General features: G+C 39.2%; 16 protein-coding genes. 7 read left to right on the plus strand and 9 right to left on the minus strand.

The annotated features are described in order from the left end of the window. Positions 1-141: 141 nt before the first annotated feature. Together NYE56_RS03280 and rlmD are read left to right on the plus strand one after the other, a co-directional pair. Positions 142-1053 (plus strand): diacylglycerol kinase, encoded by a 912-nt coding sequence (locus NYE56_RS03280; protein ID WP_003233894.1) that lies wholly within the window; start codon positions 142-144, stop codon positions 1051-1053. A gap of 310 nt (positions 1054-1363) precedes the next feature. After that, positions 1364-2752 (plus strand): 23S rRNA (uracil(1939)-C(5))-methyltransferase RlmD, encoded by a 1389-nt coding sequence (rlmD, locus tag NYE56_RS03285; RefSeq protein ID WP_341283447.1) that lies wholly within the window; start codon positions 1364-1366, stop codon positions 2750-2752. A 213-nt stretch (positions 2753-2965) separates the two neighbouring features. Here the strand turns inward: rlmD and NYE56_RS03290 are convergent, their stop codons facing one another. From NYE56_RS03290 to NYE56_RS03300, 3 genes are all read right to left on the minus strand, one after another. Further along, a complete protein-coding gene (locus NYE56_RS03290) occupies positions 2966-4258 on the minus strand; it encodes a DNA cytosine methyltransferase (protein WP_341283448.1) in 1293 nt (430 codons plus the stop codon). A gap of 269 nt (positions 4259-4527) precedes the next feature. Then, positions 4528-4968: a very short patch repair endonuclease gene (locus NYE56_RS03295; protein ID WP_250541140.1), complete on the minus strand. Its 441-nt coding sequence runs from the start codon at positions 4966-4968 to the stop codon at positions 4528-4530. Positions 4969-5040: 72 nt separating this feature from the next. Beyond that, positions 5041-6768, minus strand: a complete 1728-nt coding sequence (locus NYE56_RS03300) for a hypothetical protein (protein ID WP_341283449.1) — start codon at positions 6766-6768, stop codon at positions 5041-5043. Between the two features lie 192 nt (positions 6769-6960). On the opposite strand from NYE56_RS03300, the gene NYE56_RS03305 reads away from it, so the two are divergent. Then, a complete protein-coding gene (locus NYE56_RS03305) occupies positions 6961-8172 on the plus strand; it encodes a restriction endonuclease (RefSeq protein WP_341283450.1) in 1212 nt (403 codons plus the stop codon). Positions 8173-8263: 91 nt separating this feature from the next. Here NYE56_RS03305 and NYE56_RS03310 read toward each other — a convergent pair whose 3' ends face one another. The 6 genes from NYE56_RS03310 to yeeF all read right to left on the minus strand — a co-directional run bounded on the left by NYE56_RS03310 (position 8264) and on the right by yeeF (position 13300). After that, positions 8264-8461 carry a hypothetical protein gene (locus NYE56_RS03310; protein ID WP_045383623.1) on the minus strand — a complete coding sequence of 66 codons (198 nt, stop codon included), beginning with the start codon at positions 8459-8461 and terminating at the stop codon, positions 8264-8266. Further along, on the minus strand, positions 8451-9578 hold the full coding sequence (locus tag NYE56_RS03315; RefSeq protein WP_341283451.1) for a Rap family tetratricopeptide repeat protein: 1128 nt from the start codon (positions 9576-9578) through the stop codon (positions 8451-8453). The genes NYE56_RS03310 and NYE56_RS03315 overlap by 11 nt, the downstream gene beginning before the upstream one ends. A gap of 189 nt (positions 9579-9767) precedes the next feature. Next, positions 9768-10073: a hypothetical protein gene (locus NYE56_RS03320; protein WP_341283452.1), complete on the minus strand. Its 306-nt coding sequence runs from the start codon at positions 10071-10073 to the stop codon at positions 9768-9770. Positions 10074-10307: 234 nt separating this feature from the next. After that, positions 10308-10778, minus strand: a complete 471-nt coding sequence (locus tag NYE56_RS03325) for an antitoxin YezG family protein (RefSeq protein WP_341283453.1) — start codon at positions 10776-10778, stop codon at positions 10308-10310. A 34-nt stretch (positions 10779-10812) separates the two neighbouring features. Then, positions 10813-11286, minus strand: coding sequence for an antitoxin YezG family protein (locus NYE56_RS03330; protein WP_114150843.1), 474 nt, complete (start codon positions 11284-11286; stop codon positions 10813-10815). 4 nt (positions 11287-11290) lie between these two features. Beyond that, a complete protein-coding gene (yeeF, locus tag NYE56_RS03335) occupies positions 11291-13300 on the minus strand; it encodes an LXG family T7SS effector deoxyribonuclease toxin YeeF (RefSeq protein ID WP_341283454.1) in 2010 nt (669 codons plus the stop codon). A 166-nt stretch (positions 13301-13466) separates the two neighbouring features. Between yeeF and NYE56_RS03340 the strand changes: the two genes are divergently transcribed. From NYE56_RS03340 to NYE56_RS03355, 4 genes are all read left to right on the plus strand, one after another. Further along, entirely contained in the window at positions 13467-13805 is a 339-nt protein-coding gene (locus tag NYE56_RS03340; RefSeq protein WP_075749485.1) for a hypothetical protein, read from the plus strand. Positions 13806-13817: 12 nt separating this feature from the next. Next, positions 13818-14738: a DUF5655 domain-containing protein gene (locus NYE56_RS03345; protein WP_341283455.1), complete on the plus strand. Its 921-nt coding sequence runs from the start codon at positions 13818-13820 to the stop codon at positions 14736-14738. A 149-nt stretch (positions 14739-14887) separates the two neighbouring features. Further along, positions 14888-15847, plus strand: coding sequence for a hypothetical protein (locus tag NYE56_RS03350; RefSeq protein ID WP_341284379.1), 960 nt, complete (start codon positions 14888-14890; stop codon positions 15845-15847). Between the two features lie 162 nt (positions 15848-16009). Beyond that, positions 16010-16852 (plus strand): hypothetical protein, encoded by an 843-nt coding sequence (locus NYE56_RS03355; protein WP_341283456.1) that lies wholly within the window; start codon positions 16010-16012, stop codon positions 16850-16852. Positions 16853-16975 lie beyond the last annotated feature (123 nt).

The raw sequence follows: 16975 nt of genomic DNA on the forward strand, positions 1-16975 counted from the left end.
AGCCTCAGCTCTGCTGGGGCTTTTGTGCGTTTTTACCTGTAAGATTATGTACATTTTGTTGCGATTTTTTTAACTCATAGTATAATTAAAGGTTGTTAGTGTAAAAATGGATCGGATACTCTTAAGTAGGATGATGAGATAATGAAACGTGCACGCATAATATACAATCCGACTTCAGGACGGGAGATCTTTAAAAAGCATCTTGCCCAGGTCCTGCAAAAATTTGAACAAGCCGGCTATGAAACCTCCACCCATGCGACGACATGCGCAGGAGACGCTACACACGCTGCCAAGGAAGCGGCATTGCGTGAGTTTGACCTGATCATTGCGGCAGGCGGAGACGGAACGATCAACGAGGTCGTCAACGGGCTTGCGCCTTTAGACAACCGTCCGACACTCGGCGTGATTCCTGTCGGCACAACGAACGACTTCGCCAGAGCGCTCGGCATTCCGCGCGAGGATATTTTAAAAGCGGCAGATACTGTCATTAACGGCGTTGCCCGCCCGATTGATATCGGACAGGTCAACGGCCAGTATTTTATCAATATCGCCGGAGGAGGCCGTCTGACGGAGCTGACGTACGACGTGCCAAGCAAACTCAAAACAATGCTAGGCCAGCTTGCTTATTATTTAAAAGGAATGGAAATGCTGCCTTCACTTCGTCCGACAGAAGTCGAGATTGAATATGACGGCAAGCTGTTTCAAGGTGAAATCATGCTGTTTTTGGTCACGCTGACAAACTCCGTCGGCGGGTTTGAAAAGCTCGCGCCGGATTCCAGCCTGAATGACGGCATGTTTGATTTGATGATACTAAAGAAGGCAAACCTTGCTGAATTTATCAGGGTCGCAACGATGGCGCTTCGCGGCGAACACATCAACGACCAGCACATTATTTATACAAAAGCGAACCGCGTGAAAGTCAATGTATCAGAAAAGATGCAGCTGAACCTGGACGGCGAGTACGGCGGCATGTTGCCGGGCGAATTCGTGAATCTGTACCGGCACATTCACGTCGTCATGCCGAAGGAGAAAGCGGAACAGCTGGATGACTAAAAACTTGGCTTTGTAAGCCAAGCTCAGAATGTTGACAAAATCCTAAAACAGTTTTCGTTTTAGGATTTTGTCATCTTTTCAGCGTGATTGAAAACCTTTGAAGTCTAGGAAGGACGAGCATTGGAGCGTACTTCCGCAGGATGCGGTGACAGCGGCGTTTGAGCAGGACGCTCTAGTTTTTAGCCGCTGGTCTTTTTACGTGAGCATCGAAGCACAGGACTGACAACGAATGCGAAGGTTTGCCTACACGCTGAAACTTGGCTTGAATAGGCCAAGTTTTTCTTTCGCTTAAAACTAGAGGTGATTATAGATGAAAATGAAACCCCCAGTAGAAAAAAACGAATACTACGACGTGACATTTGAGGATTTGACACATGAAGGAGCGGGCGTCGCAAAGGTCCAAGGCTTTCCGATCTTCGTGCCGAACGCCCTGCCGGAGGAAAAAGCCCAAATCAAAGTCACACGTGTCAAAAAAGGGTTCGCCTTCGGCCGCCTGATTGAGCTGAAGGAAGAAAGCCCGCATAGAACAGATGCCCCATGCCCGATTTACAAACAATGCGGAGGCTGCCAGCTTCAGCACATGACCTACGAAGGCCAGCTCCTGTTTAAACAGAAACAAGTCAAAGACGTCTTAGAACGCATCGGCAAGCTGGACCTGTCCAACGTCACCGTGCACCCGACACTCGGCATGGAAGACCCGTGGAACTACAGAAACAAAGCACAGGTGCCGGTAGGAGAACGAGAAGGCGGACTCGTCGCCGGATTTTATCAGCAAAGAAGCCATGACATCATCGACATGAGCGCCTGCCTGATCCAGCAATCCAAAAACGACGAAGCCGTTCAAGCTGTCAAAGACATTTGCGCAAACTACGGTGTCAAAGCCTACAACGAAGAGCGCCACAAAGGCTGGCTCCGCCACATCATGGTTAGATACGGTGTTGTTACGGGCGAAATGATGATCGTCTTCATCACAAGAACAAACGACTTTCCGCACAAAGCGAAGATCATCGAAGACATCACAGCAGCGTTCCCGCACGTCAAGTCCATCGTGCAAAACATCAACCCAAACAAAACAAACGTGATTTTCGGAAACGAAACAAACGTCATCTGGGGCGAAGAATACATCTACGACCTCATTGGAGATGTCAAATTCGCCATCTCCGCCAGATCGTTCTATCAAGTTAACCCGGAGCAGACAAAAGTGCTATACGACAAAGCGCTTGAGTACGCGGAGCTTCAAGGTGAAGAAACCGTCATCGACGCCTACTGCGGCATCGGAACGATTTCTCTCTTCCTGGCAAAGCAGGCGAAAAAAGTGTACGGTGTAGAAATTGTGTCGGAAGCGATTGAAGATGCCAAACGAAATGCAGAATTAAACGGCATCACAAACGCAGAGTTCGCGGTCGGTGAAGCGGAAACCGTAATTCCAAAGTGGTATAAAGAAGGCATCACGGCAGATACGCTAGTCGTCGACCCGCCAAGAAAAGGCTGCGACGAAGCCCTCCTGCGGACAATTGTGGAGATGAAACCGAAGCGGGTGGTGTATGTGTCGTGTAACCCAGGTACGCTTGCAAGAGACCTGCGGGTGCTTGAGGACGGCGGGTATGCGACGCGCGAAGTGCAGCCTGTGGATATGTTTCCGCATACGAATCATGTGGAGTGTGTGGCTGTGCTGGAGAGAAATATAAATATTAATTAGTGATTAAAGAGCCTTTCACAAATTCCTGAAGGGCTCTTTTAGAATTTCATATTAGTGAGAAGTATAAAGCCCATCCTTCTTTTTGGCAAACATATTTAAGTATGTTCTCCTTCTTGTCAAAAGCTAGCTTCACAAAAAAAAACTAGCCATCTTATTTTGCTAGGGATGGCTAGTTAATTAAAGGAAAGCATTCAATTTAACTGGTTTTGATACTTAAAAAAGTCCTAATTGAAAGCTTGCGTTCTCGTTCTTTATTTTATTATTTGGAGAGCTTTCGAGATAATTTATTGCCCAATTTGCAATAGGAGAAGCAACTGCCTTAGCCAGCAAAACTGGCACAGCATTCCCTATTTGCTTGTATTGTTTGTCTAGTCTATTGTTAATTGAAGTCTGGCTGTTTGTTCCTTGACTAAATTGAAACCAATCTGGGAAAGTTTGCACCCTGGCAATTTCCTTTACAGACAACCTTCTATGGTTTTCTTCCCCATCAGGGAAAACCCACTTATCTTTTCCTATTTTTTCCATAGGTAAGCCACCTGGATGGAGGGGGGCCTGTCTCCCTGAAGCTTGGATGGTAAAGCTTTGCTCGTCCCAGCTTTTCTTTCTGTTACGAGACATATAAATAGAAGAATATGACCCCGTAAAGTACGGTCCTGGATCAGTCACTAAATCTCCTATAGAATCTCTCAGCGTTTTGAATGGCTTTAGGCCCGTTTCTTCACCATGGGTTGGAGATGGATATTTGTAATTGAAGCTAATGTCTTTTCTGACGCCAACAATTATAACACGCTCTCTGAGTTGCGGAACTCCATAGTCCCTTGCATTTAATAGCTTAAACTGAACTCTATAGCCAGCTGAAGCAAAATCTTCGATAATCTGATTTAAAACCTCGCCTTTTCCAAGAGTCATCATGCCTTTAACATTCTCTGCTACAAATATTTCTGGCTGTGCTTGTATCAGGCTTCTAATAAAATGTAAATATAAGAAGTTACGATCGTCATCTATCAAACGTGGGCCAGCTTCACTAAATCCAGGGCAGGGGAATCCTCCAAGGATAAGGTTGCATTTTGGGAAATATTTAACTTGTCTTATATCCTTTTCGTGCTGTATAACATGACCTGGAAAATTTGTTTTGTATGTTTGATTGGCTTCTTTAAACAAGTCATTTGTATATATGGTATGGAAGATGCTTTTATTCCTTAGTTCATTAAATCGGTCTTTATCTTTAAATGCTTCCATAGCTGCTTGTTCACCGATTACTGCAGCCAATCCTGCTAATTCAAATCCAAGGTCGAGTCCGCCGCAGCCCGAAAACAGGCTAAGCACATTTATTTTATCAGTGCGAAAATCAACCTTTTCAATGATTTCTAGATCATCATTAGAATTAATAATTCTTGAAGATTCCTCAAAGATCTTCTCCATTAGTACATTCTTTACATCATCTATAGAATAATCAGACGCCGGCTTATATTTGCCTCTACCTTTGATATCAATTTTTAAAGTCATATTTTAAACAACCTCCTGTTGCACCTCTTATGATATCTTATCAAATTTCAATTCAAAAGGCCAGCGCCAGTGTCCTTAATATAATGATTTTCCTTATATGTTTACATTATTATTTAATGGTTATTTTGTGTTATTCTGTTAATTGGGAAATTGAATTAAATTAGAAACATTGCTAGCCATTGATTTAATGGAGGAAAGCGAGGTCATAATATAAGATGGATTTGTTCAAAACTTCCACAAGAAAGTTCTTTTTAATCTAATTTTGCTCTTTATTTTCTCTTAGATTGTTCAATAAAATTAGCTATCGTGTCAATGGCAAAATCAAAATCTTCCTTGAATTCATGTTCCCATACACGAAGTATATTCCAATTATTCTCCCTATAAAATGTGTTGACTTCTTCATCTCGAGTTTTATTTTTTATATATTTAGCATTCCAATAATCTGTATTGCTTTTAGGGATCCTGCCGTGAACAGGGCAGAAATGCCAGAAACAAGAATCGATAAAAATGACCACCTTATACTTTTTTATAGACAAATCTGGTTTCCCAAAAAGGCTTTTGGTGTTTCTTCGGAACCGATAGCCCCGATTCCACAATGCACTTGCAACCAGATTTTCTAATTGGGAAACTGATTTAATGGATTTCATAACATTGCTTCTAGACTCTTTTGACATCTTGTCCATTTGCCCCAACCTTTCTTTTGGAATCATTTATAATATTCCCTCATAAAAGATAGAAAAAACAAAAGAGGTTATTGGCATATAATCATTGGACATTGTTTATTACCTGCTTTCCAACTGGCATTCTGATGTTAATTTAATAGAAGACCAGCCGTGCTTTTGACTTTTACTAAATTTTGCACGTAAACTAATTGACTCTAACTCATTATTCCATGTTAAGGTATTTTGTATAGCAGAAGGCACATTAACATGCACTTTTACTTCACCGTCAATTTCAGAAGGCTCTTTGCAAAAGCTAATTCCCTCACCATAAATAGTAATAGCTATCATTGCTTTTCCCAATAAATTGTGAATTCCTCTTCTTAATTGTTCCTGAGTTGCACTGTCAAGTTTCATTCCGAACTCATAAGAGAGTATTTCTAAACTTTTTCTATGATTAAATTCCCCTATGGTAAACTTGTTTTTCACTTCATTAATAACAGATTCCATGCTTCCCATATTAAAATATGTTGGTCCAAGAATGCTTCCCATACCCGGATTCTTTGTAGTAATTTTGCTATTCCTTTTTGCTAAAGCTTTTAGAGAAATATTCTCAACAATAATATTGTTATTTACTTTTAAGACTAACTGAAGATCTCCTGTATCAAGCCTATCTTTTATATATGCATCCGGGATTAATTCGATACTTTCTATAATATAGTCATGATATTTTTGTCTTAGTTTCTCTGTAATAGCATCTACTATTGTAGAAGTTGAGCTATATAGTTTTTTTAGTGTATTTTGATTTATACTAGAAAAATATGTGTTAATTAATTCAACACATTGCTTTGGATCTACCTGTATAACGTCGGGAAACGCCTTTAAGAAATAATAATATGTCCATGCTTCATGGCATTTGCCTATTGCGTTACTGTTATTCGATGTTTTAGCGTACTCATGTTTATTCAATAGTTTTTCCATTCTCCTCATTGTTTTTAAGTTGACATTCACTCTCTCTTTTTCTTTAGGGAATTCATGGTAACCTGTAGCAAGTTTAATCGATTTCCAAGGATCACTTTCAAATTTAAATCTTAGGGTGAGTCCCACTTCTCCAAATTTAATCCCAACTGTACTCTTTCCTGTTTTATAAAGTTCAATATCCTTCAAAGTTGGGGATGCAGGTGCAAACTTTTCAACCTTGACATCATTTTCATCTTTGCCGTAACTTGTGATGATATTTGTATCATTGACCATGAAGAAGACATTAAAGGCATGGGTAAATCCTATATTCTTCTCATTATAAAATTGCTGCAACAACGTAAAACAAGTTTCACGCAAGTTGAAAAGAAACTTGTCTCTATATAAATTAATTTCTTCTGTGAATTTTGGAAAATGGCTTGACACAAGTCTTTTTAACTCTCTTTTATCTGTTATGTAGTGTGTTCCTTTTTTATGCTCCACTACTTCTTTTAAGTAGTCTAAATAGTACCTTTCAAATTCTTTGTTAAAAATCTTTTGCATTTCTGCTGATAAAAAGTACTTTTCTAAAAAACTCTTCGCGCCAGCATTTTTAGGCTGAATGCGTCGGCCTTTTTTAATCAGAAATAGATTCAACGAGATAGTTTCGCCACTTTTCAAATATAAAGTAAGATCTTTTGATTGATCAGGACGTGAATTATCGAACTTTGAAGTTACAGAATCAATTTCTGGATATAAATTTTTAATAAATGATATTGTCTCTATTGTTATCTTAGAAAAACCGTTTACAGATTTTGATTTTAAAGATTGCAATAATGCTTGGTATACTGATTTAACATGATTGTTACCGATAGCCTTTGAATTTTTCCCCATTGTATACACCCTCTGTTTTCTATTTCTCTTATGTTTTCTTAAAAAAGTGGAAAAGATAACTAAGTAAATAGTACCACAAGTAATCTAAATAAGTTATGATTTCCTAAAAACCAAAGCTTCCAAGTGGTTCTCGTAAAAGCTTATAATATAAATTGTAAATGTTAACATGCTAACTGAAGGAGAGTTCAGAAGTTGAAAGAAACAAACACACTTAATTCAATTTACCCATTTGAAAGTTTAGAAAATGCCCCTCTCCGTATAGATGCAATTTATGAAGGCGGGAATAAAGGGAATTCTGGAGATGATCCTTTAAATAAGCTATTAGGTGTAGGAATTAGTGGAGGATTTCGCCCAAGAAGAGGGGTACAACCAAACTCGTTAGCATTTGTGGTTTTATATACATCAGGAAGTGAATCAGAATGGCCTGATGAGATAAACTTCGAAACCGGACATGTACGTTATTATGGAGATAACAGAGATGCTGGTAGAGAATTGCACGAAAAGAGAGGAAACCAACTATTAAGAGACGCCTTTCATAACATAAGTGAACAAAATTATAAAAATGTTCCTCCCTTCCTTCTATTTCGAAAGAGCCCAACAATAAAGAGTTCAAGGAGCGTAACATTTGTAGGTCTTGCTGTGCCGGGAAGACAACAATTTTCAATTGATGAGAGTTTAGTAGCCATTTGGAGAACACACAAGGGTTCCCGATTCCAAAATTACGAGGCTTATTTTACTTTACTAGATACAGCAAACGAAACAGAAAAATTAAAGGATTGGCTTATCATGAGAACAGTTGACTTAGAGGCATCAGCCAAAATAGCGCCTGAACAATGGAAAAGATTTGTTTCTAATGGATTAAATACCATAACTCCTTTGATTGCAGAACCAATAACAAAGTTTAGAACTAAAGAAGAGCAATTGCCCAACACTAGTGAAGGAAATAAGGCTTTAAAAATCATTTACACATATTTTAAAGATAAACCTATTCAGTTTGAATTTTTTGCTGCTCATATTCTACGGGTAATGGACAAGAATTTCGTAAAGTTTAATTTAACCCGTGCTAGCCGGGATGGCGGAAGAGATGCTATTGGATTATACAAAATAGGAGTGCAAAACAGCATATTAACAATTGATTGCGCAATGGAAGCAAAATGCTATTCTCCTTTAAATGGCTGTCATGTAAAGCAAACAAATCGATTAATATCGCGTATTCGCCACCGCCAGTTTGGAGTCTTTGTAACGACCAGCTATATTAGTAGTCAAGCTTATAAGGAACTTTTAGAAGATGAACATCCGATCCTTGTTATTTCAGGTCGCGACATTGTTGCTATTTTGAAGAAAATCCATATTGATGAAAAAAATATAGAAGCATATATTGAAAGAGTTTTGGCTAAGAAATAGATATAATTATTTTTTAAAAACTTTGTACATAAATCCTATTTTATTATAATTCTATTAGGAAAACAGACGCAGCCTAAGCTGCGTCTTGTCCTTAACCAAGCGTTCCGTTTTCTGCAATCGTTATTTCCTTGTCAAAGATGGCTTTGTCTACCAGGGAGTTGGTTGAATCGTTTGCAGCTTTGCTTGTCATGTTTCTAGATGCTACGTTTACTTCATTTCCCAAGGAAGAACTGATAAAGCTTACTCCGATCAAAGCAATCACAGCGCACAAAGTCAGTTTAAATTTCATACAAACAATCCCCTCTCTGAATTTGTTTGCGGGCATGAACCATCTTTTTGAAACAGATAACAGAATCATCCATCTGCCCAATTTCAGTATAAAACTTTGCGGCTAATAATGCCAACTCTTCCATATAAGGATATCCTTGGGATGTCTCTAATTTGTTGAAAACATTTAATAAAATGGACGTTTCTCCTTTTTTAATAAACAGTGCCTGCAATCCTTCGAACATGATTTTAAATAGGTCATCGTCGAATTTACATGCGAAGCGTACGCCTTTTCTGAAACAATCCATTGCCTGCTCTTGTTTATGTTGAAGAAAATAAATTAAGGCTAAATCGTGGTAAGCTTGTGTCAAGTTGTTGAAATTTGATTTTTTAAATTGGAGTATCGATTTCTCCATGTATTTTGCTGCTTTCGTCAATTCGCCCATTTTAAGATAACAATTTCCGATATTGAATAAAGCTTGGCCGTAAATCCGCTTGTTTTTGCTTTCAAGCAGCCGTGCGCCTTTTAGTGCCTGTTCGAGGTGAGGGAGCGCCTTTTCATGACTTTCTAGGTCATCGTAGTTTCCTGCGATCACAAAATGACATTGTATGCGGCGGACTGAGTAAAGGTCGTGCGTTTCATAAATGTTATACGCCTGAGAAGAATAGTGCATGGATACGTGGGTTTGTTTCATATGATAAAACACTTCAGCCATTTTAAAATAAAATTCCGCCCGCTCAATTTCATCTGAAATATAGGGAATGGTGTTTTCCGCTTTTTGATAGAATGTAATGGCACTTAAGAAATTGCCCTCTTTGAATTCATACATCCCTTGAAAAAAGTAATAGTAGTATTCAACGAGCTTCTCCATCTTCCTGTTGCTGCCTTCAATTCTCTTTAAATATTCTGATAACTCCATTTGGTTTCCTTCAGATGGAATCACATAGTCAATCATAAGCTGATGGCGAAAAGCAATGAGCTGATAGTAAATCAAGAGGTCTTGGTCTTCTTCCATGACGTCAATGTCCCGTTCGATCTCAGCTTTAAGCATTTCAGCGTCAGTCACATTAAACTTTTGAATATGCCGGTTCCACTCATTAATTTTCATCCCAACGTGCGGAGACGAAATCGTGCCCAAACTTCTCACCCTTCCTCTTCTCACTAATTATGTAAATTTTATCAATACTGAAATTTAATAGAAAGGGGTTGAGAGACCGCAAAAAAAATTTTCGGTGCAGTCCGCAAAAGGGAGTTTTGGGTGTTTTGCGTTACATTTGGTTTTGTGGAGGTTAGCCAATCTCAATTTTTGAATTTTGGATTGCGGTGATTATGACTTACCAGTTTCATCATACTTTTTTAACAGCTTTTCAGTTTTATGCATTTCTCTGAGCATCGGATTCATGTAGTCGTTAGCTGATTCAAGATATGCTCTTGTCAGAGTGTCTAGTTTATTTCTAACTTTAGAGAGGTCTTCTTCGAATTGTTCCTCAGAGAAATGTTGGATAAAGACTTTTGCTTCTTCGTATCTTTTTAATATGTTTTTGACCATTGGAGTTGGATTCTTTTGATTGTTTATTTTTATTGTTGTGATTGTTAAATTAATTTGTTTTATTAATTCTCTTCTTACTGTCAAAATGTTGCTCCTTTTATAAAGAGATATGAGATAAATATAAAACCTTAATATTAAAGAAAAGTATAGAGTCATCTAAAATCTCATCGTATAGAAAACTTTAACCCATTCAGAAGCAATCAATTTATTAGTTGATCGGTTAACAAATTTTATAATAGGTTTGTTTTTTTGGTTTCCATAAAAGCCAACCTGAGAATATAAAATAGCCCAGCAGTAAAAAGCTGAGCTATTTTTGAATTATAAACCGAAGTAGTTTATTACAAACTGTTTATCATCCTCATCTTCAGGCAATATTCCTAAATTTTTATATTCCCATACTACTTGTCGTTGAGTACCGTTTAAGTCTGAGGCAATGACATCGGTGTAATTATATTCTATTGAAAATTTGCCGCTTCTTTCTAAATGAAAAGTGAGGTTTGTCCATAAGTCCTCATTGTTTGTTTTAAATTCATTTCGTAACTCTTCGAAATAATCATGCAATTCATATAGAAGTCCGTCATATATATCTTCATTAACATTAAAGTGTTCAGGAATATCGTGTGAATATATATATTCCTGATTTTGTGGAGTAGTAAAGAAGAAGTAAACTTCTGAAGAATCATCTAAAATTTCGGCATAAAGAGCAACCTTCTCCCACTCAGAGGGGATAATTTCATTTATTTGCTCAGCGATTTTTTGATATACATCGCTCATTTTTTGAGTTTCCATTCGATTAACCTCTAACTCAGATTCGATGATTACATTAGTTTATGTTTAGATAATCCTTAACAAATTCTTTATCCTCTTCATCTTCGGGGAAAATACCCAAGTTATTGAACTCCCAAATCATTTGTCTTTCGTATTCGTCCAAATCAGACTCAATAACATCTTCATAATCATAATCAATTGAAAACGTTCCAGAGCTTTCAAGATTCAGTGTCAAATTTGTCCATGCTTCGGGATTATTTTCTTTAAATTCAGTGTGTAACTGCTTAAACAACTCTTGAAGGTCTAGTAGTAGTTCGGTATAAATTTTTTTACTGACCTGAAATTGTTCTGGAATGTCGTGAGAGTATATATATTCATCGTTTTCTGGTGTTTGAAAGAAAAAATACACTTCTCTGGAGCCGTCTAGTATTTCTGCATAAAGAACAACTTTGCTCCATTCGGAAGGGATCATGTCATTAATTTGTTCTGCTATTTTTTGATATAGCACTTCCATCTTTTTTGTTTCCACTAGATTAACCCCCTGGTTTATTTTCTATAGTAACTTGTCTCGCTCTACGATTACCTATCTTATATTCAACATTAAATAATACAGGTCTAAGTGAATCTCCCTGATAAACCGGTTCTATATTAACTTTTACTTGCTTAGGAGGTTTTCCATTTAACGCCTTTGACCACACTTGCTCCATTTTGTACCATTTCCCGCCGCTCCTATTAATCTGAGAATTCATCGGCACGATATTGTCAAACTGGCCTGAGCCTTTGAATTGGGTGGCGATTAAATGGCCTCCGTCATCGTCAGGCTTTCGGTCTTGGGGCTTTCCAGCATTCGTCTGTGCATATTGGTTTCGTTTTGCTTCTCCCAGCTGCAAGTCTGCTTTGACACTTGTAATTCTACCATAGTTGTCAGTCGTGTATGTGTAGCCTTCTTTTGTTTTGTAGATGATATTGGGCTTCAGCACTTTCTTTCTGCTCCATCTTGCGAAATGCTCGCCGTATTTGACGGTTACCGGCGGTACATGTGGCGCTGGAGTTCGTCTTCCGCCTGATGACGTTCCGTATGGTTTCGGAAGGATGACCTTGGCGAATTTTTGCAGTCCTTCTTTAAGCGTGACCCCGTTGACTGCGTTGTAAGGAACGCCTGCCGGCACTAAATCATGACGGGGATGATACGGGAGAATATCCGCAAGTGTGAGATCTCCGATTTGATTTAACTTGGTTTTGACGTGTTTTTTTGATACTTCAATGCCTGTGTTTACTTTTTGTTTGATGTGATCAACGGTTTGTTTTGAGACCGTTATGGCTTTTTGGGCTGTTGCTGATTTGCTTGCTGCTGTTTTGACTTTGGTCGTCACTTTGGCGGCTGTGCCAGTTTTTGAGACGGCTCCTACGCCTTTTGTGCCGACAATTGATGTGACAACAGTGCCAACCGCATATGACACCCATCTTGCTCTTGAGTAGGTGTCACCATTCACCATGTCTTTTTGGTATGATTCTTCGATTGCCGCTGAAATGGCTTCATACGTTTTGATCGGGTGAGCCATCGCTCCGGTAATCGCTTCAACGGTTCCTCCCGGGTCTGTGACCATATCCCACAGGCCTACGACCGCGTCCTTCCCGGAATCATAAAGGCCGACGGCGACCCCTTTGAAGCCTGCTTCAAGCTCACGCGTGTTTTCAATTTGGGTGAAGTATCTCTGCTGTTCTGCTGTCAGATTTTCATAGCCTATCGTCTTTGCCATTGAGTAGAATTCATCGGCATCCGCATAATCATAGTTTTTCAGTCTTTCTTTCAGTTTTTCAATCTCGCGTTCCTTCACTTCCTCTTTCTTAATCTTCAAGTAAGCCTCAGTCCGCTTTTCAATGTCGCCTTTTTTCTTATGTATGTCACTCTCACGGTACGTTTTGGCGTTGTAGTGGATGGGTGTGGCGTTTTTGCCTTTGCCTGTTGCTTCTTGGAGCTTTTGGAAGTCGGATTTGATGAATTGTTCGTTTGGTTCTGACAGGGCGTATTCTGTCTTTAGGTCTTCGTCCAAGACGTCCAATTTTTCCAGTGTTTTTTGGCGTTTGTCGTTGGCATCGGCCAGCTCGTCTTTGAAGGTTACTGTTGAAAACAGGTCGAGCGGGAGGATGTCGTCGATATCGTTCAGGATGTCTTTCATGGCTTTTTTCTGTTCGGACATGATGGATTTTGATTTTTTATTGGCATTTTCCAGTTCGTGCTCCAGGAAGGATTCTTCGATGTATGCGTCTGAGAGGCCTTTGTCCTCGGCGGCTCCGGCGATGCTGTTGAAAAATGCGATTTTCATATCGATGTAGTCGATCCATTGGTCGGTGACGCCGACGTGGTCGTGATAGAAGGCTTTGATGTTGCTGGCGCCTTTTCCTGAGAATTCGCTGTCACTGAGATCAGCGACGCTTTTTAACGCTTTTCTCAAGTTGACCATTTGCGTTCTTAGTTCTTTGTACTCTTTTGCACGGTCTGTCGCTTCCGAAAGCAGTGTTTTCGCTTCAAATACTTTCATGACCATTTCCCTTCTTTTGTTCGCTCAATATCAAAATTTTACCACGGGGCGGGATGGGGGTGGGGGTGAGAACGTGCTTTGGTGGAAAAATGAGCCATTAGACATGTGCCTATATACACAGATTTGATATGATGATGATAAATCAATAAAAAGGGGAAGAGCTCATTTGGGTAAAGATTTCTTAATCATAAAGATCAAGGATATTCAAAAAGGCGACACGCTAACGAACCGCGCCTGCGGGAACTGGGATATGAAATTGTCCAGAGCAAAGGAATGTAAACGGGCAATTGTTGTTCGGAGCGGTGTGATTTTAAATGTTTACAAGATCGTTGACGCTTGGGAATCTGATGAACCTGCCAAAATCACTAAAACGAATAATAGAGTCCGTTTTCAATTGGCAGAGTGCCGTGACTATTCTTATTTGATTGGCGGTACGCTGAAAACGAAAACGCAAAATCCGGTTTCGAGTCTATCCTTAGAAACTTTAATGGAATTAGTAAAATAAAAGGAGCCCAGCATGTATCTCTATAAAGTAAACAGCCAAAATCAGATAGAAGGTATTCGCGAGAAACCGTTTAAAAAAGAAAAAGAGATTCAGGATTTATGTGAGACAAATCTTCAGCAGATGTTAGGTCTCAGGTTTGTAAAATCCGAATTCAGGATTAACAATTTCCGCATTGATACGTTAGCGTTTGATGATGAGACAAATGCTTTCGTGATTATCGAGTATAAAAATACGAAAAACTTCAGTGTTGTTGATCAGGGCTACGCCTATTTAGCGACAATGCTCAATCATAAAGCTGATTTCATTCTTGAGTACAATGAAAATCATGATTCTCCGTTAAAGCGGGATGATGTGGATTGGTCACAGTCGAAGGTTATTTTTATATCTCCTGTTTTTACGGTGTATCAAAAGCAATCGATCCATTTTAAAGATCTGCCTATTGAATTATGGGAGATGAAAAGATACGAAAATGATTTGATCCAGTTGAATCAAATGAAGGCTGATGGCGTCTCCGAGTCGATAAAGACCATTTCACGGCAAAGTGAGACCATTCAAGAGGTCAGCAAAGAAATTAAAGTGTTTTCTGAAGAGGATCACCTTGCAGATAAGCCGTTTGACATCATAGAGCTTTATCAGCAGCTAAAGGAATTCATTTTTAATTTGGACGATCATATTTCAATCAAACCGACAAAGCTTTATATTGCGTTTACATCAAATAAGCGAAATTTCACAGACATTCTTCTTTTAAAAAGCGGACTTAAGGTGTGGGTGAATATGAAAAAGGGAGAATTGCATGATCCAGAAGAGAAAATGCGTGATGTCTCTGAGACCGGCCACTGGGGAAATGGAGACTATGAGATTTTCATAAAAGATGACGAAAACATTGAATATATTATGGGGTTGATCAAACAATCCTATGAGAAAAATAAGTGAGAACTTCCATTGAGAAGTTCTTTTTTTATTGGATTACAAGGGATATGTACAGGGCATGTTGAAAACGATATAGAGTTTTTAACCATTTACTGGGGGTTGTTTGTGTGAAAAAGCCTTTTATACTATTGGGTTTGTTCGCAAGTGTTTTTATGTTGGCTGTATATATTTCCTTTCAAAATAAAAATACGCATCCTGTCCAATCTTCCGCCATTCACCCCGAAGAAGACTGCATCTTCTTTATTTACTCCAATCCTCTCATAAAAGAAAGCACGCTGCTCTCAACCTCAACAGGCGAACGGTTTAACAGGCGCACGTTTAAGGTGGCGGATGTTCCTTATATTCAAATGAAGTCATACAAATCCACAGACCTTGTATTATTGGCGGAACACGAGCTTTTTTACTACACGCTGGAGAAGGATGTGATCAAAGAGCATCCGCTGTCAGATCCATTTGCGTTTTGGTATGAGGGGAAGGATGTGTCTGTTAAGGCCTATAATGATACGACGGGAAATGAGATCCACATAAACGACAGAAAAACGAAAAAGGAATATAGCCTTACCTTGCCTTCGCTTGTCACGATGGGGGCCAGTGATGAGAACTATATTTATATTATTCAAAGCATGGCTATTTACGTGATTGACAGAAAAACAGAGGAAATGATTGAGACCCTGAGCTTAGCCTCGTACGCTGATCAATTCGCAGAATCGGAGGAATTTATTGTCGCGAGCTCGGAGCATGAACTGACTGTGATTGAAAAAGGGACATGGAAGACGACATATATTGCGTATCCTGAAGATCTTGAATATGCAGATACTGTGTATTATGACAAAGAAAGCGGCAGTTTTTACGTGGCGTACGAGGACAAAGAGGGTGAGGCGAACTTGTTGGAATATTTGAAGGATTTTTCTTTTCACACATACAGCTTGAATTTCCCTTATATGGAGGCGAAGTTTAAGGGGAATCAACTGTATATTGTTGCCCAGGAAGAGCATAAAAAGGGCATTGGCGGGTACGTGGGTGTGTTTGATATTCGTTCTAAGAAGAAGCTTTATCAGTTTGATTTGCCTGAGGAACAGATGAAGGTACAGGATTTTGTTGTAATTGATTAAAGCTATAGATTCTGAAAGCTCATCAAAGCTCTTAGCGTCTTTTTCTTTTTGGTTCAAGAGTTGATCTTTGCTGATAACGGTGTCGAAATTCTTTGAAACTTTCATTCAAAGTACGCGTATATGAAACAAAAGGAGGACGATGAAGCGATGGGTGGTTCATATTTGAGTGATTTGTGTTCAATGTATCAAAAAGATAAGTTCTTTACCGGGTTTGTTCCTGAGGAGCTTTTGACATATGCGTGTGAGCTATTCCCGTTATCGGAGAAAGAAACGGTGACGGCCTTATTGAATTGTTCCATGGGAAATAAAGCGAAAAGCTTTGTTATGTTTACGAGTAAGGGACTGTACTGGAAGAGATTTGGAGAACAAGAGGGATGTGTGACCTGGGAAGCATTCACTGATATCCAATCGATTAAATCTACGGATGATTATGAGATTTGGTTTGAGGGAGAAGAGGTTTTTGATGTCGGCTTCAGTTCATATCCTGCGGATCTGTTGGTAGAGCTGTTGAGGATAATTCAGCAATTTCTCAGTGAAAATGGCTCGGATTTGCTTACAGAAGCCTGGAGAGATCATGTATCTGTTTCTGCCAGTGAATTGAAGGAAATCAGTACTTTGTTTCAGAACAGCCATGACAAGATGTTCGGTTTGACCAATGGGCTACTTGTCGGTAACGAGATTTCTGAAAAGAGAGAGGTGCGATTGAGAAAACGGCTGCACATTCCTAAGGATCAAGAGATGATCTCCTTCTGGAGTACTTTTCCCGTGAAGCAAACAGATGGCATCACATTAACGGACAAAGGGATTTATTTTTCAGATCCTTTTCTCAGGTTATTTTATCCTTGGCATGTGTTTAAGGAAACGCCTGTGATGTTAAAAGATCAGGAGTTAATTGTGGGGAAAGAGAATGTCATTCAATTGCTGGAAAACCTGATGCCTGCTAAGGACGTATTTGCTTTTTTAGAACAAGTAAAACGAAGAATCAGCGCTGTTACGAGCTGGTGAATACGTATATGAAATAAGATTGACATGGGACCCTTGCATAAAGGGTTCTTTTTTATGAAAAAAACAAATTGACAGGATGAAAAAACAATTTCTTCCTTCTGTGTTGTTTTCAAAATTTGGGAT

Source organism: Bacillus sp. FSL R5-0603 (assembly GCF_038050295.1).
In the GTDB taxonomy this organism is placed as follows: Bacteria; Bacillota; Bacilli; order Bacillales; family Bacillaceae; genus Bacillus; species Bacillus subtilis.

Excerpts from the sequence above, each read along its gene's own strand:
- NYE56_RS03280 (WP_003233894.1), top strand. The coding sequence starts at position 142 with ATGAAACGTGCACGCATAATATACAATCCGACTTCAGGACGGGAGATC.
- rlmD (WP_341283447.1), top strand. The coding sequence starts at position 1,364 with ATGAAAATGAAACCCCCAGTAGAAAAAAACGAATACTACGACGTGACA.
- NYE56_RS03290 (WP_341283448.1), bottom strand. The coding sequence starts at position 4,258 with ATGACTTTAAAAATTGATATCAAAGGTAGAGGCAAATATAAGCCGGCG.
- NYE56_RS03295 (WP_250541140.1), bottom strand. The coding sequence starts at position 4,968 with ATGATTCCAAAAGAAAGGTTGGGGCAAATGGACAAGATGTCAAAAGAG.
- NYE56_RS03300 (WP_341283449.1), bottom strand. The coding sequence starts at position 6,768 with ATGGGGAAAAATTCAAAGGCTATCGGTAACAATCATGTTAAATCAGTA.
- NYE56_RS03310 (WP_045383623.1), bottom strand. The coding sequence starts at position 8,461 with ATGAAATTTAAACTGACTTTGTGCGCTGTGATTGCTTTGATCGGAGTA.
- NYE56_RS03325 (WP_341283453.1), bottom strand. The coding sequence starts at position 10,778 with ATGGAAACTCAAAAAATGAGCGATGTATATCAAAAAATCGCTGAGCAA.
- yeeF (WP_341283454.1), bottom strand. The coding sequence starts at position 13,300 with ATGAAAGTATTTGAAGCGAAAACACTGCTTTCGGAAGCGACAGACCGT.
- NYE56_RS03345 (WP_341283455.1), top strand. The coding sequence starts at position 13,818 with ATGTATCTCTATAAAGTAAACAGCCAAAATCAGATAGAAGGTATTCGC.
- NYE56_RS03350 (WP_341284379.1), top strand. The coding sequence starts at position 14,888 with ATGTTGGCTGTATATATTTCCTTTCAAAATAAAAATACGCATCCTGTC.